Annotated in this window: 15 protein-coding genes; 10 read left to right on the forward strand and 5 right to left on the reverse strand. The window is 38.0% G+C overall.

Going from position 1 to position 14002, the window contains the following annotated elements; all coding sequences use genetic code 11:
• Positions 1-44: 44 nt before the first annotated feature.
• Both NST76_RS10660 and NST76_RS10665 read right to left on the reverse strand, forming a co-directional pair.
• Complete coding sequence (locus NST76_RS10660; RefSeq protein WP_342545192.1) at positions 45-218, reverse strand: hypothetical protein; 174 nt, start codon at positions 216-218, stop codon at positions 45-47.
• Positions 219-302: 84 nt separating this feature from the next.
• Positions 303-1145, reverse strand: coding sequence for a copper amine oxidase N-terminal domain-containing protein (locus NST76_RS10665; protein ID WP_058844448.1), 843 nt, complete (start codon positions 1143-1145; stop codon positions 303-305).
• 134 nt (positions 1146-1279) lie between these two features.
• On the opposite strand from NST76_RS10665, the gene NST76_RS10670 reads away from it, so the two are divergent.
• From NST76_RS10670 to NST76_RS10680, 3 genes are all read left to right on the forward strand, one after another.
• Positions 1280-1444, forward strand: a complete 165-nt coding sequence (locus NST76_RS10670; protein WP_180957800.1) for a hypothetical protein — start codon at positions 1280-1282, stop codon at positions 1442-1444.
• A gap of 207 nt (positions 1445-1651) precedes the next feature.
• Positions 1652-1858, forward strand: coding sequence for a hypothetical protein (locus tag NST76_RS10675; protein WP_342545262.1), 207 nt, complete (start codon positions 1652-1654; stop codon positions 1856-1858).
• A gap of 5 nt (positions 1859-1863) precedes the next feature.
• On the forward strand, positions 1864-2802 hold the full coding sequence (locus NST76_RS10680) for a DUF2268 domain-containing putative Zn-dependent protease (protein WP_342535685.1): 939 nt from the start codon (positions 1864-1866) through the stop codon (positions 2800-2802).
• A 23-nt stretch (positions 2803-2825) separates the two neighbouring features.
• Here NST76_RS10680 and NST76_RS10685 read toward each other — a convergent pair whose 3' ends face one another.
• Both NST76_RS10685 and NST76_RS10690 read right to left on the reverse strand, forming a co-directional pair.
• Positions 2826-3305 carry a DinB family protein gene (locus NST76_RS10685; RefSeq protein ID WP_340811088.1) on the reverse strand — a complete coding sequence of 160 codons (480 nt, stop codon included), beginning with the start codon at positions 3303-3305 and terminating at the stop codon, positions 2826-2828.
• 89 nt (positions 3306-3394) lie between these two features.
• The gene (locus NST76_RS10690; protein ID WP_036126079.1) at positions 3395-4012 is read right to left on the reverse strand and encodes a LysE family translocator; all 618 of its coding nucleotides are present in this window, start codon (positions 4010-4012) and stop codon (positions 3395-3397) included.
• A gap of 148 nt (positions 4013-4160) precedes the next feature.
• Here NST76_RS10690 and NST76_RS10695 point away from each other — a divergent pair, with 148 nt between their 5' ends.
• The 3 genes from NST76_RS10695 (at position 4161) to NST76_RS10705 (ending at position 6030) form a co-directional block, all read left to right on the forward strand.
• On the forward strand, positions 4161-4400 hold the full coding sequence (locus NST76_RS10695) for a DUF3953 domain-containing protein (protein ID WP_036126077.1): 240 nt from the start codon (positions 4161-4163) through the stop codon (positions 4398-4400).
• Between the two features lie 72 nt (positions 4401-4472).
• A complete protein-coding gene (fabZ, locus tag NST76_RS10700; RefSeq protein ID WP_036126075.1) occupies positions 4473-4898 on the forward strand; it encodes a 3-hydroxyacyl-ACP dehydratase FabZ in 426 nt (141 codons plus the stop codon).
• A 388-nt stretch (positions 4899-5286) separates the two neighbouring features.
• Complete coding sequence (locus tag NST76_RS10705) at positions 5287-6030, forward strand: polysaccharide deacetylase family protein (RefSeq protein WP_036126074.1); 744 nt, start codon at positions 5287-5289, stop codon at positions 6028-6030.
• Between the two features lie 42 nt (positions 6031-6072).
• Here the strand turns inward: NST76_RS10705 and NST76_RS10710 are convergent, their stop codons facing one another.
• Positions 6073-6339: a hypothetical protein gene (locus tag NST76_RS10710; protein WP_036126072.1), complete on the reverse strand. Its 267-nt coding sequence runs from the start codon at positions 6337-6339 to the stop codon at positions 6073-6075.
• 727 nt (positions 6340-7066) lie between these two features.
• On the opposite strand from NST76_RS10710, the gene NST76_RS10715 reads away from it, so the two are divergent.
• The 4 genes from NST76_RS10715 (at position 7067) to NST76_RS10730 (ending at position 13888) form a co-directional block, all read left to right on the forward strand.
• A complete protein-coding gene (locus NST76_RS10715) occupies positions 7067-8581 on the forward strand; it encodes a S41 family peptidase (protein WP_249645691.1) in 1515 nt (504 codons plus the stop codon).
• A 67-nt stretch (positions 8582-8648) separates the two neighbouring features.
• Complete coding sequence (locus tag NST76_RS10720; RefSeq protein ID WP_058844442.1) at positions 8649-9551, forward strand: CobW family GTP-binding protein; 903 nt, start codon at positions 8649-8651, stop codon at positions 9549-9551.
• Positions 9552-9995: 444 nt separating this feature from the next.
• Complete coding sequence (locus NST76_RS10725; RefSeq protein ID WP_036126066.1) at positions 9996-10682, forward strand: CAP domain-containing protein; 687 nt, start codon at positions 9996-9998, stop codon at positions 10680-10682.
• 251 nt (positions 10683-10933) lie between these two features.
• Complete coding sequence (locus tag NST76_RS10730) at positions 10934-13888, forward strand: EAL domain-containing protein (RefSeq protein WP_342545193.1); 2955 nt, start codon at positions 10934-10936, stop codon at positions 13886-13888.
• The last annotated feature ends 114 nt before the right edge of the window (positions 13889-14002 follow it).

Raw genomic sequence — 14002 nt, forward strand, 5'->3', positions numbered from 1 at the left:
TAGAATTTTATAGAAGCGTGTTTGGATGCTCTCTACTTTTCTTGTTATTCATCCTTTGCTGGGAGTTGGTCATATCCCAAAGTATTCAGTTTTTCTTGTGGCTGCGCATTGACGGTTTGTTCTTTAGCTTCCGCTTCTTCGCTAGGCGGAGCTTCTTCCGCAGAACAGGCAGCTAAGAGGGAAAATAGCACGCAACTTAATAACAGTAGCTTCTGCATGAGGCAAACCTCCATATATTCGATGTTGATATGAATATTTTGTCCATTTTCATGCAGAATATGTTGAACATCGCTTACAAAAAATTATGCTACTGTATTACTAATAATGGTACTAAAGCCATTAGTGGCAGCATTGTTTATAAGCTGTTTTATAGATTGAACTGCTTGATCTGTGAAAATATACCAGCTATCTTCAAACACATCATGCAGTAGATGATGGGGATGACCTTGTAATAGTTCATCAGGGAATGCAGTATTTAATGAATAAATATCAAATTGTTTGACTGTGTTCGTATCATCGCTCATAAAACGATATTGCCCACGTTTAGAATAGGAACCAGGTATGTCTAAATTAATTTGCCATGAATATTCTTTAGGTGCCTCTACTTTGTTTCCTTTTTGCTGGAAAACTTGATAAAGCGCTTTATGATAAGCATTGCCTTTAATGTCTTGAATAACACCACCCATTGTCATTTGATATTCATAGCGGAGGGCTTTTATTTTTTTATTGTCAAGTAGTAGTGGTTCAGAAGTGATACTGACTGTACCTTGATTGTATTGGACCTGACTGCCAAATGTTTCCGCAATAAAGCGAATCGGTACATAGGTACGATTATTTTTCATGTATGGCTGTACATCCAATTGCTCTGTTTTGTCATTTTTCATGACAGTCTTGTTGTTGAGATTTAATACAATCAATGTTTTATTCATGGCAAGGGTAATTTGTGAATCCTTCCAATGCACTTGCGCACCTAGATTTTCACTGATCACACGCAATGGCACCATGATTCGATTGCTTCTTTGCTCGGGTGCTGTATCAGATTTTACTATTACGTCATCTATTTTAATTTGTGTAGTGGCAGCATCAGCCGGAAAAGCCACAAAAAACATAGATGTTAACAATAGTCCAGTGAAGACTTTTTTCATGGTAGTCAACCTCCTATATTCGAGTTTTTAGCATCTTCAATATTTTACCATAGTTATTGGCTATTGGTCGCTAATTTTTTACAGCTATATTCCGTAATTGTTCTCGAATACTAACGGTGAAGGGAGGTTTTTAAATGAAATTATTGACCTGGGGTATTGTTGGTGCAGCACTGTTTGCTGCCATGAAAGGCTATGGGAAATCAAATCAAGGACAGAAGGATAGCTTTCAACAAACGACGACGCCTGTACAACTAGTTGCCAATGCGAATCCACTGACAGCCAATACACCGAAACAGTAAAACGAAGAGAAGCTTATAGATTATTTTGATCTACAAGCTTTCTATAATTTTACATAAATATCATATCATTGGTATAATAGATTGGGAGAAAAGGGGTGCATAGATGCTTGATTTTACAAACTATCATGACGATTTAGAAGAAATTCTGCAATTATTTAACGAAACCGTACATACTTTTATGTCCATAAGGATTTTCAAAGACAGGGGATTGCAGCAGCCTTAGTAGATTTACTAGAAGCGGACGCAAAAAAGCTTGGTCTTACCCATATCTACATAGATACTAGACTTACAGCGAGACCCTTCTTTGAACGAAAAGGAGACCAAATCATTCAAAGACAAACCGTCGAGCGTCAAGGCATATTGTTCATGAATGTTAGCATGGGTAAATTATTTATTGATGAAAAGGACGGATGAAAAGGATGCATTATGTAAAGGGTTTTGCCGTATTAATGATGCTATGCTTCATGCTGAGTGCCTGTGCACAAACAGAAAAGCCTTCCCATGAAAAACCAGATGTAGAAAGTATCACGGTTTCATTCGAACATCCAGAAACGAAGCAACCATTTAAAATAGTTCATGCTTTTGAGCTTTTTCAAAACTATACGGAAAAGGTAGAAAGTAATCCAGATCGTTCACCATTGGACATCTATCGAGAAGAGGTCATTGATCCCGTTTATAGTGCATGTTTTGAGAATGGTGAATATATAAACATGGCTGAGACGGTGTTAAATAGCACGACCAAACAATTGAAAGAAAATCAATTATTAAGCGAAAAAATTGATAGGGAAGCAACAGAAAAGAGTATTAAGGAAGGTCTATTCAAATCTTCTGAACTCCTTCCCACTAAAAATGAAACGACGGTATGTGTTTTTCCAGCCACAGATGTAAACGCGAATATGGTAACGATTGGTGCAGGTAAAATAACAGCCCTCTATAATAAATATTATACAAATGAATTTATTAGGGCTGTAATTGCCCATGAATATCATCATAGTGTTGCAACTGAAAAACGCCCGCGTAGTGAGGGGACAGTGCTAGATCATCTCATATTTGAAGGAAGGGCAGTGATGTTTGAAAAATTAGTTTATCCTGATTTGAATTTTACGCGAATAGATTTGGATTACAACAAAGTTTATTGGTCTGATGTTGCAGCGGATTTGGAAAAGCATAACTTGATTCGTGCCCTAGAAATAATTAGAGGTGGAAATGGTCTACCCTTTAGTTATGGCTACAGCGAAGGCTATAAAATGATTAAATCTTATCTCGATTTGCATCCCAATGTATCGATAGAGGAGTGGACTGCCTTAAGTCCGAAAGAAATTTTTGAAAAAGGAAAGTATCTCGAAAATTATCAATAAACAAATAAGCAACAGACCCTGTATTAAACTCGGTCTGTTACTTCGTTTAGGCATCGATGAATGGTGACAATTGCTTGTAAATGCATACCTTCATGAAAGATGGTACGTAGGAGTACTTGTTCAATGGTCTGCATACCCATGTCGATAGGTGGGAATTCCTCAGCCAATCGATGACCGTATCGTTCCTTTATCTGTGAAGGCTGCTGAGCCAAGTACTTTTTTAACTCCTCGAATGTAGGCGTTTTTTCGTCAAAATGCTTAGGCGACGTACCAAAGCTAAACCATTTCATGAGAGCTACTAAAGCTGTATCCTTTTCTTTTGTTAACGCCTCTAGCCATAAATATTGATCGAGATAAAGATGGCCCATATTCCAGCGAATATTATTATGAAAACCAGCTGGAATGATATTTGCCTTTTCTTCTGACACATGCTCTAGCAAATGGAGTAACTCGCTACGGTAATGTGCTAACTGCTGAAATAAATTTTCTTGACGTTCATTCAAGTTCACCCCTCCTTTTTAGTATGTATTGGCTAAAATTCTCCATTTTCCTGCAAAAAAAAGAAGAACACTCTTTTGTGTTCCTCTCCAGATTATCTACTTTGTGTCTGTAGTGCTAAACGGACACCGAGACCGATATAGACAAAGCCGACAGTTTTTTCAAGCCAACGTGAGCTACCACTTGTTTTCGTAAAGATTTTTTCACCAATGAAGCTTGTAATAATTGCTAGTAGTATTGTATACAAAGCACTCATCACAACAAAGGTGATGCCTAGTGTTAGCAATTGGCTTGTGACAGATTGCTCGTTGTGCTGTACAAATTGTGGTAAGAAGGCAAGGAAAAATAAAGCTGTCTTCGGATTTAAAATTTCTGCTAAAAAGCCTTGGCGGAATGATGTACTAGCAGGGCTTTGTTCCACAGTTGGTTGTTCAATTTTTTTTGGTTTTGTGAGGAGCATCTGAATACCTAAATAAACAAGGTAGGCCACCCCAATATATTTCACTACCTCAAAGGCTGTGGCTGATTTCATCAAAATAGCAGAAAGACCTAAAACAGCCGCTAACGTATGAACTAAATCTCCAAGACCGATGCCTAAAGCGGTATAAATACCATTCTTTTTGCCACTTTTTAATGTTTGTGTAATCGTGATAATAACAGCAGGACCTGGGATTAAAAATAATAAAAGTACTATTGCGATAAAAGATAACATGCGAAACCTTCCTATTCTAATAAACTAATCAATCTAAGGTGAATGCATGGAATATTATATTCCAGCGACTATAGGGCTGTCGATAAAGAAATATTGAAAAAGGAATGAAAAAAAATTCAGAAAATAATTTAGTGAGGAGATGATCGGCATGAAATGGTCCTATTGTCTACAACTATTCATATTTATCCCAATTGTGGTGACGAGTATGTATGGTCTTATTACAAAAGATTTTTCGTTCTTACCAGTTACTTTCATGTTATTAGGTTGTACATTTTTACTCATTGGTATGAGAGCGTGGCAAAGAGCCAAACGATCTGCCATTAGTATTCTTTCTTTTGGTACGGCCATTTTTCTATTTGTCATTGTCAGACAGTCATTTTTTGACTAACTTCATTTTTATTACTAAGTACTAATATTTAGTGTTAGAATAAGGTTATAAAAATGCTGTGGAGGAATCAATATGTTAACAAGTCAACAATTGCAAGAAATATTACCACATCGCTATCCGTTTCTTTTAGTAGATCGTATTTTGGAATTAGAGGAGGGGAAGCGTGCAGTCGGATTGAAAAATGTGACAATCCATGAGGAGTTCTTTCAGGGACATTTTCCACATTATCCTGTCATGCCAGGTGTGCTCATTGTGGAAGCGTTAGCGCAAGTCAGTGCAGTCATTATGCTGACAAAGGCAGGGAATGAGGGGCGGTTAGGCTTGCTTGCGGGCATTGATCATTGTCGCTTTAAAAAACAAGTTAAGCCTGGTGATCAGCTACGGCTTGAGGTAGTAATCAACCGTGTGAAAGGGACAGTCGGTAAAGGAAGTGGGGTTGCCACAGTGAATGGAGAAATCGTTTGTGAAACAGACCTTGTTTTTGCTTTTGGCCAGTAAAAGGAGGTCCTTTTATAAATGATAGTTTCATGCATAGTGTTTTTGTCTTGACTTTGCTTGATGACGTACTACATACCCATCTTATCCTCATGATTCAACTGAAGACTCCCTTCTCTATAGGGGCAATGAATACTTTTTGGCGGGTGAGCGCCACGTGGTAATAATGGTGAAAGCATGTCACAGGATGTAACGATCGGCAAAAGTGAAGCGTCTGCGACAAATACACCATGGTGTGATTGAATGTTGTGGACAAGCTTCAACAAAAAAATTATAGGAGCCTGGAAAACATACGTCATGATAAATTTTAATGAAATAAAGCTAAACATAAGCATTTTTTTATGAAATCCACAAATAATAAAGTACGAAAATTATTTGGGGACGTGAAAATGTGAAAAAATTTTTACTGTTTTTACTACCACTTTGTTTGATCACGGTGTCGTTTTTTTATGTCAAAGTAAGTTCTTCTGAAAATAAAGGGAGAAAGTATTATGAAGAAGCAGGACAAATTCTTTGGGAAATCCAAACAGAGGAAAAAATCATTGCCTTAACGTTTGATGATGGTCCACATCGTACCTATACAGCGGATGTTCTTGATGTATTAGAGAAATACAATGCGAAAGCTACTTTTTTTATTGTTGGTCAAAATGCAGAAAAAAATCCTGAATTGATAGCAAGAATGTATGAAGAAGGGCATGAATTGGCCAATCATACCTTTACACACCCTTTAAAAACAAATGTACCTAATTTAATGAAGGAAATTCAACAAACAGATGAGGTAATTGCAGGAATTACGGGCTATCAGCCAACCTTATTTCGCCCCGTTGAAGGGCAATATACCGATGCCATGATAGAGGCGATTGCCAAAAAAGGCTATAAAGTCGTTATGTGGTCTTGGCATTTGGATACGCTCGATTGGAAGAATCCTGGGGTCAATCGCATCGTTAATACGGTTTTAAAAGGCGTAAAGGCTGGCAATATCGTGCTGTTTCATGATGGTGGCGGAAACCGAGCCCAAACCGTCAAAGCATTGGAGCAAATCTTGCCAGAGCTTGAAAAGCAGGGCTACCAGTTTGTGACGGTTTCTGAATTGATGGAACTACAAAGGACTCATCAGAAGATAAAAAAACAGTAGTGTGGTAGGTATTTGGCTTCCACACTACTCTTTATGTAAAGGTTATTTTAACATTTTTTTGATTTGCTTTAGTTCAGCAATTAAATAATCGATTTGTTTCTGCATGTTATCGACTTTGGCTGTTTGATCACCATTATTTGTTGGAGAAGAATCGTTCTTCGCATTTTGTAGTGCCTCTAGGGCTAGACCAGCTGCGATGGTCTGAATGCCATCCCCTAAAGTTGAAATGGCTGTGCCGATATAGGCTAACTTTGCAATATAAATATCCATTGAATCATTGTTCTGGTTCTGTTTATTATTTCTTCCCATTTTCCTGCCTCCTTACAATTGTCATTACTTGCATCATATGCGACAACAATGGAAAAGGCGATTCACGAGGCATTTGAATGATTCGCTAAAATGGTAATGTTAGCTCAGCAAAATTATTGGAGGAAAATAGCATGGCAAATGTAGAGCTTGTTGAAATGGATAGTGCGTTGCTAGAGGGAATGGGCAGGAGCGATTAGCAAACTTTCAATCTTCCTATGTAGACGTTGCGACGGAAACATTCAAATGGCTGCACGAAAGTTAGGATTGTAGCCTAAGTTGATTGAGCTTCAAGAGATGAGCTAATGGAAAAAGCGCCTACACTGTATGGTAATTTTTCAGTCGTATATAAAGGGCAACTGCTTTCCTTCCGTCGATTAACTGTTCATACGGTCTATAAAAAAGGTGAAAAAGAATGAATAGTTGCTAAGGAGCTGCAACTTTTTTCGTCACTTGTACGTTATATTCTTATAGCATTTCTATGATTCTTTGAGTTTTTGGTTGACTGCAACTAGGAAATGAGTAAAATTAAAAGGCAGTACCATTATATACCTAAACTTAACAGTATGATGAGTAAATAGGTGCTAGGATGCTAGATAGGATGAAGCATGATAGGTTAAGGTTTGTCATGAAGTTTTGGCAGTCTTTTTCTTTTCGTCTTCTGGATAACCTGTTAAGATGGTAGTAGTGTGACAACAAGTTAGTGTATATGAGAGTGGTGACAATCAAGATGGATGAACAGAAAAATGAAAGTACAGAACAGCAGCAGGAGCCGACTCCAGCAGAAGTAAAGCCGGCAGGACAATTTATACAACTGAAACCGTTTAAATTTATCATGCTAATGTTCTTTACAATCCTTATTACGGCAGGGTTAACGATTTTTGCGTTAACGTTTGGTGATAAGAAAGTAGTAGAAGTGAAAGTTCCGACTGAACGTGAGGAATTTACAAAATTATATGAAGCATTTGATTTACTGAAAAATAACTATTACCAAGATATTGATGATGGAAAAGTAGTCGATGGTGCTATTAATGGTATGTTCGATGCATTAGGCGATCCTTATTCTGACTTCATGGTAAAGGAAGAAGCAGATCAATTTAATTCTGGTTTATCTTCTAGCTTCCAAGGAATTGGAGCGGAAATCCAAGAGCGTAATGGTTATATTACAGTTGTGTCACCTATCAAAAATTCTCCTGCAGAAAAGGCAGGCTTATTACCAAAAGATATCATCTTAACGGTTGATGGGAAAAGCATTCAAGGCTTGAGTGCAACAGAAGCGGTTGCTTTAATTCGCGGTGAGAAAGGAACACCAGTGAAATTAACGGTGAAACGCGGCGAAAACACAGAGGCTATTCACATGACCATTGTTCGTGATGAAATCCCAGTAGAAACAGTTTATGGGGAAATGCTTGATGGCAATATTGCCCATATTCAAATTACATCATTTAGTGAACAAACAACGAAAGAGCTTGAAAAAATCCTTGCTGAGTATGAAGGCAAAGGAATGAAAGGCATTGTTTTAGATTTACGTCAAAATCCTGGTGGCTATTTAACGGCTGCTGTCGATATTTCTAATTTCTTTGTACCAGAAGGAAAAGCGATTGTTCAGGTACAAGAAAAAGATGCAGAGCCTCAGATTACTAATGCCATTGCAGGTAAAAAATATAACCTACCAATTACAGTACTTGTCGATAGTGGTAGTGCCTCTGCCTCTGAGATTTTAGCAGGTGCATTAAAAGAATCTGTAGGTGCCAAAGTTGTAGGTGAAACATCCTTCGGTAAAGGGACTGTCCAAAATGTAACACCATTAAAAGACGGCTCTAATCTGAAATTTACAACAGGTAAATGGTTAACACCGAATGGGAACTGGATTAACGAAAAAGGCATTGAACCTGATGTCAAAGTTGGTTATCCATCGTATGCTACTTTACCTTACTTGAATGCCTCTTTAGAAATGAAGACAGGCTTACAGTCGGACTCTGTAAAAGCAGCGGAGGAGATGCTTCAAGTGCTAGGGTATGAGCCTGGTGAAATAGATGGTATTTTCGATGACAATACTGCACGTGCTGTAGAAAAACTACAAGCAGCGAATAACCTTGAAGAAACAGGTATTTTAACAGGCAATACAACGTATGCGTTAATGGATGCTTTACGTGCAAAAATGAAAGCCGATGATCCTCAGTTATTAAAAGCGAAAGAGCTTCTTTCAGGAACAGCCGAAAAAACAGAGGACACAACAAACTAACAATGTAGCTGTCGCAACGGTCGTCTTTCACGGCATTTGCGACAGCTTTTTTATAGGAGGAAAAATGATGAAAGATGTATACCTATTTAGTGGCTTTTTAGGGAGTGGCAAAACATCCATGCTTACGGATGTCATTCGCCAATTAAAAGAAAAGAATCTAAAGCCTGCAGTTATTATGAATGAGCTAGGAAAGCTGCCATTTGATTCACAGGCAGTGGAGAAAGATATCCCGCTCAAGGAGATGCTAGAGGGCTGTATTTGCTGTTCAGGTGCTGAAAAAACGGAGGCACAAATTCAATCTCTTCTATTAGATAGTGATTTTGATGTATTAATTATTGAAACAACGGGAGCTGCTCATCCTGTGGAAGCATTAGATGCTGTGTATTCACCACTTTTTGCAGATCAGTTAAATGTCAAAGGCATTATCACAGTGGCTGATTCCAAGCTCTGGCTGCACCGTGATACGTTAACACCGCAAGTACGCTCTTTATTTATGGAGCAAATTCGACATGCGCACTTATTATTAGCAAATAAAACAGATTTATTAACAGAGGCAGAGCAAGGACAAGTGGTCTACGAACTCCAAGGCTTAAATCCACATGCCTTTATTTTGCAAACAACGAATGGGCGAGTCCCACTTCACTTACTTGAAGGCTTAAAGGCAACGGCACAGGTTGATAAAGCTGACATTGTCAAAGCGCCAATAGCCTCCATGCAGCTTGGCTCACGCTTAGTGGAATTCACAGATAGCGAATTTACACAGGAGCAATTTGAAGATTGGATTCGTACATTACCAGAAACGATTTATCGTATGAAGGGCTATGTGCCGATTGAGGGCATTAAAAATCCGATGCTGTTTCAATATGCTTATGGAATGGTCCAATGGCTCCCTGAGTATATCAAAATGCCAGCAAAACTTGTCATTATTGGAGAAAATGTCAGTTCTTTACCTATCATTGGGGGACAATGAATAAATTTGATAATCTGCGAAATGTTGCATATGTACGTCATATGTAGCTTTACGCAGGTTATTTTATTTTTATGTAAATGAATTGTAATGCCTTTGTAACACAACTGTAATATTGAATAGCAATAAACACGCGACACTAGCTATCTCTAGGTCTATTCCATAATTGAAGGTAAGAAAATAGGCTGAGAATCTAGTGCATAAAACCATCATTTTTTATTCATTTTAGATGCGTATTTTCGAAAATAGTAACGAGTTTAAGAGGGGTGTCAACCCTCCTTCAAACGTAAGTATTTCATAGATTGGCGAAAACTAGTAAAAAATAGTGCAAAAAAAACGCGATTTTTCGCGCATTTCTTTCTTCGTTGGAGACGTTAGCAAATGTTGGTAAGATTTTTATGAAAATCATCCTTTACGATTAGTTGCAGAGAAGGAGGAATTGCAAACATGAAAAAAACACTCACTGCAATTTGTGCAACAATTCTTTTAGCAGCTCCAATTCAAATAGCTTCAGCTGCTGCTAATACAACAGAAGGGGATTCTGTACAGCAATCAACGAACTGTAAAGTTTATTATTATAAATGGTCAAACAATCATAAGTGGAATATCAAATTACCACAGGCATCTACACCATCTAAAGAGGTGCCAACAACAAATAATAATACACAACCAACGCCAAATAATAATCAATCATCACAAAACGAAAAACCAGCAACACCACCAGCTACTTCAACACCATCAACAACAACTTCAGATGTGAACGCATTTGAACAGGAAGTAGTAAAATTAACAAACGCTGAGCGTACAAAAGCTGGTTTATCACCACTTCAAACAGATGCGAAATTAATGGCTGCAGCTCGTGAAAAATCACAAGATATGCAAACAAACAAGTATTTCTCACATACAAGTCCAACATTCGGTTCACCATTTGATCGTATGAAAGCTTTAGGCATCACTTATAAAGGTGCTGGAGAAAACATTGCTCAAGGTCAACGTTCACCACAAGAAGTAGTACAAGCGTGGATGGACTCACCAGGTCACCGTGCGAACATTTTAAATGGTAAATTTACGCACATCGGTGTAGGTTACGTGAAATCAGGTAACTACTGGACACAACAATTTATTCAAAAATAATCACTGCTTACACAAAAGATACCTGATAAGTCTCTAATGGCTTATCGGGTATCTTTTTTTATTTGCAAAAGTTAAATGCTAATGGACTGTTTAATTATTGAGCAAATCACAGGCTTCATCACTCATACATCAACCTTTATCGTCCAACTTTTAAATTTTATCGTCTAACCATCAAAATGATAGTTTTTAAACTATGTTTTTGGGGAATTACTAAGTTAGTAGTAGGTAAAAAGTAGGGAAGGGTGAGGTTGATGAAAAAGCCGAATTTATTAAAGCAATTTTTTGCAAGAGAAGAAAGTACACAGGCGATAGCGCTGGCTACAGTTCAAGATCATCGTTTATTCTCATATGCCATGTCCTTTGCGAAGTATCACCCTGATATGATGATTGTCTTTGCAGCGGATGGAGAAATTATTTATGTAAATCAAGAGGCACTCTATCAACTATTACACTATCGACCAAGCCATGCAGAGGATTTTAAGCGAATTTTGACGGTCCCTGATTATAAGCGGCTAAAAAGAGCATTCAACCAAACATTGCGGGGGAAATCGGTCAAAATTGATATAGAAAGGCTACAGCATCAAGGTCAACAGCTAAGCCTTGTACTAACATTTATACCGATTAAAAATGGTGAGGATCAGGCAGAGGGGCTTTATTTAATTATTGAAGATATGTCTACCTATTCTGCGATGAAGCATCAATTATTGCTTCATGAAAAGCATTTAAATTATGCTCAGCATATTGCCGCAGTAGGGAGCTGGGAATACTTTATTCAGCACGACAAGCTGTATTGCTCCGATAATTTTTATCAAATTTTTGGCTTTAGCCGTTCAGAAAACGACGGTATTGATCGAGCTTTCCAATTCATCCATCCAGATGACCATGAAAAGACCTACGATGCATTTAACAATGCCCGAAAAGGCATCAACTTGAATAGTGAATTTCGAATATATCATGGTGAAACTCATGATTTGCGTTATGTACAAGCAGCGGCAGAAGTAACTTGGAAGGATAATAAGCCCTTTAAGATGGTTGGGGTTGTAAAGGATCAGACAGCTTTTAAACTGCTTGAGCAGGCATTAAATGATACACTCGCCAACTATCATTATATTTTTAATCATTTAGATGCGGGGATTTGGATGCGAGATTCCATTCGAGGAACAATGCTTTTTGCCTCAAAAGGGCTAGAGGGAATTTTAGGCATTCCACTAGCGAAGCTTTACGAAGACGCCGAAGTATGGATTAACATGATTCACCCTGCACATCGCGAGGAGGTACTAGCGTACACCGATTATCTTGCTATCGGCAAGAGCTACCAAGTGATTTATCGTATTTTTACAGGTGAAAACCAAACAAAATGGTTGCTTGAGCAAATTGTACCGAGACTCGATGAGAAGGGAAAAGTAAATCAAATTTTTGGCTTAGTAACGGATATTACAAAGGAGGTTGAACGAGAAAAGAAGCTCAATTATTTAGTGTACTATGATGAATTGACAGGCTTACCAAATCAATTGAGCTTGCATGATAAAGTGGACACGCTCTGTTCGGCAGGCGAGCCATTTGCCCTTCTCTATATTTCCATTAATTGTTTTCATGTGCTAAATAATGCATTAGGTTCACAAATCGGTGATGAGCTTCTTCGAGTGGTGACCCAGCATTTTGCCAAGCTTCTCGATGATACTAGTTACTTGGCACGCCTAGACCATCAGCATTTTATTTTGGTAATGAAAAAATATGTGAGTAAACAGCATATTTACGCATTGGCTAATCGTTTACTGAAAATCTTTGATACCGCTCTGACGATTAAAGACTATCAATTGCATCTCTCTGCTAGCATTGGCATTGTTTTTTATCCTGAGGAAGGTAGAAAGAGAAATATCTTATTAGAAAATGCTTACTCTGCTTTGTGCTATGCGAAGCAACAAGGGCGCAATCGCTTTCATATTTATGCCTTTACAGAAGATATTACTTCCTATAAGCAATATGTGCTAGATCGTGATATGCGTCAAGCGATGTTAAATGAAGAATTTGAGCTATATTTTCAGCCATTGGTAGAGCCACAAAAAGGCAATATTTATGGGGCAGAGGCGTTAATTCGTTGGCATCATAAAGAATGGGGGCTTGTGTCACCTGGTGAATTTATCCCTTTAGCGGAAGAAAATCATATGATCCATATTATTACAGATTGGGTCATTAAAAAAGCATGTGCTTTCTTGCGGAAATGGAAGCAAGATGGGCATGTACTGCGTACGATTAACATCAAAATTTCACCTATTCGTTTGATGAAAAGGGGCTTTGTCCCATTTCTTCAAGAGCAATTGCAGCTCAATGAAATCCCTGCTCACTATTTACAATTAGAAATTACAGAAAGGACCATTTTAAAAAATAGCGCAAGTGTTATGACGGTATTAAAGGAATTGCAAGAACTTGGTGTCAAAATTGCTATTGGTGATTTTGGAACAGGCTATTCATCGTTAGAATCATTGCGCACGTTTCAGCCAACAACGCTTCATATCTATGAGGCGTTTATTCGGCAAATTCGCCATGATCATCCTATTGAAAATGGGCTTATCTCAACAACGATCTATTTAGCAAAAATGCTAGGTATTCAAGTAGTGGCAAAAGGGGTCGAAAGCTATGATCAATATATTTTTTTAAAGCAGCATGAATGTCATTATCTACAAGGAAGCATCTATTCAAAAGCAGTTCCTGCGAAGGCTTTTGAAAAAATGCTAGCTAAAGGCTTCTTAGAACCGCCGAAAGCAATTGTCCATCACAAGCCAGCTGTGGAGCGTCGCAAGTATTTTCGCTTTCATTTCCCAGCCTATGTGAAGGGCTCTATGACTATTATCGAAATGAACCAGCAAAAGCTTGCTATCGGTCATACGCCAATCGTCATTGAAAATATTAGCTTAGGGGGAATGAAGATTCGCTCTACACTGAAGCTACCAATCAATCAAACGATGAAGTTTCAATTTAACTTTGTGTTGATGAACCAGTCATTTACTATAGAAGGTACATTTAGATGGACATTAGAGGAAAAGTATCAAATTTATTCATACGGAGTAGCCTTCAATCTAACGCAGGAAAATGAGGGGAAATTAGCGCCTATCATCAATCGTATGACAGCTTTGCATAATCAGCATGAAAAAATAGAGGGGACGCCCTTTATCTATGAAGATATTGAAGCTTATTTTAAAAAATAATCCATTTAAAGATGCCCCTCTGTTTTAACGGGCATCTTTTTTATGGCTATGAATCCCACTATGCAAGCGTTTGAAAATGGAGAAAAATGTTTATACTCTCCAATAGAGGGGGGC

It is taken from the genome of Lysinibacillus sp. FSL W7-1291, from assembly GCF_038593415.1.
GTDB classification, from domain to species: domain Bacteria; phylum Bacillota; class Bacilli; order Bacillales_A; family Planococcaceae; genus Lysinibacillus; species Lysinibacillus fusiformis_D.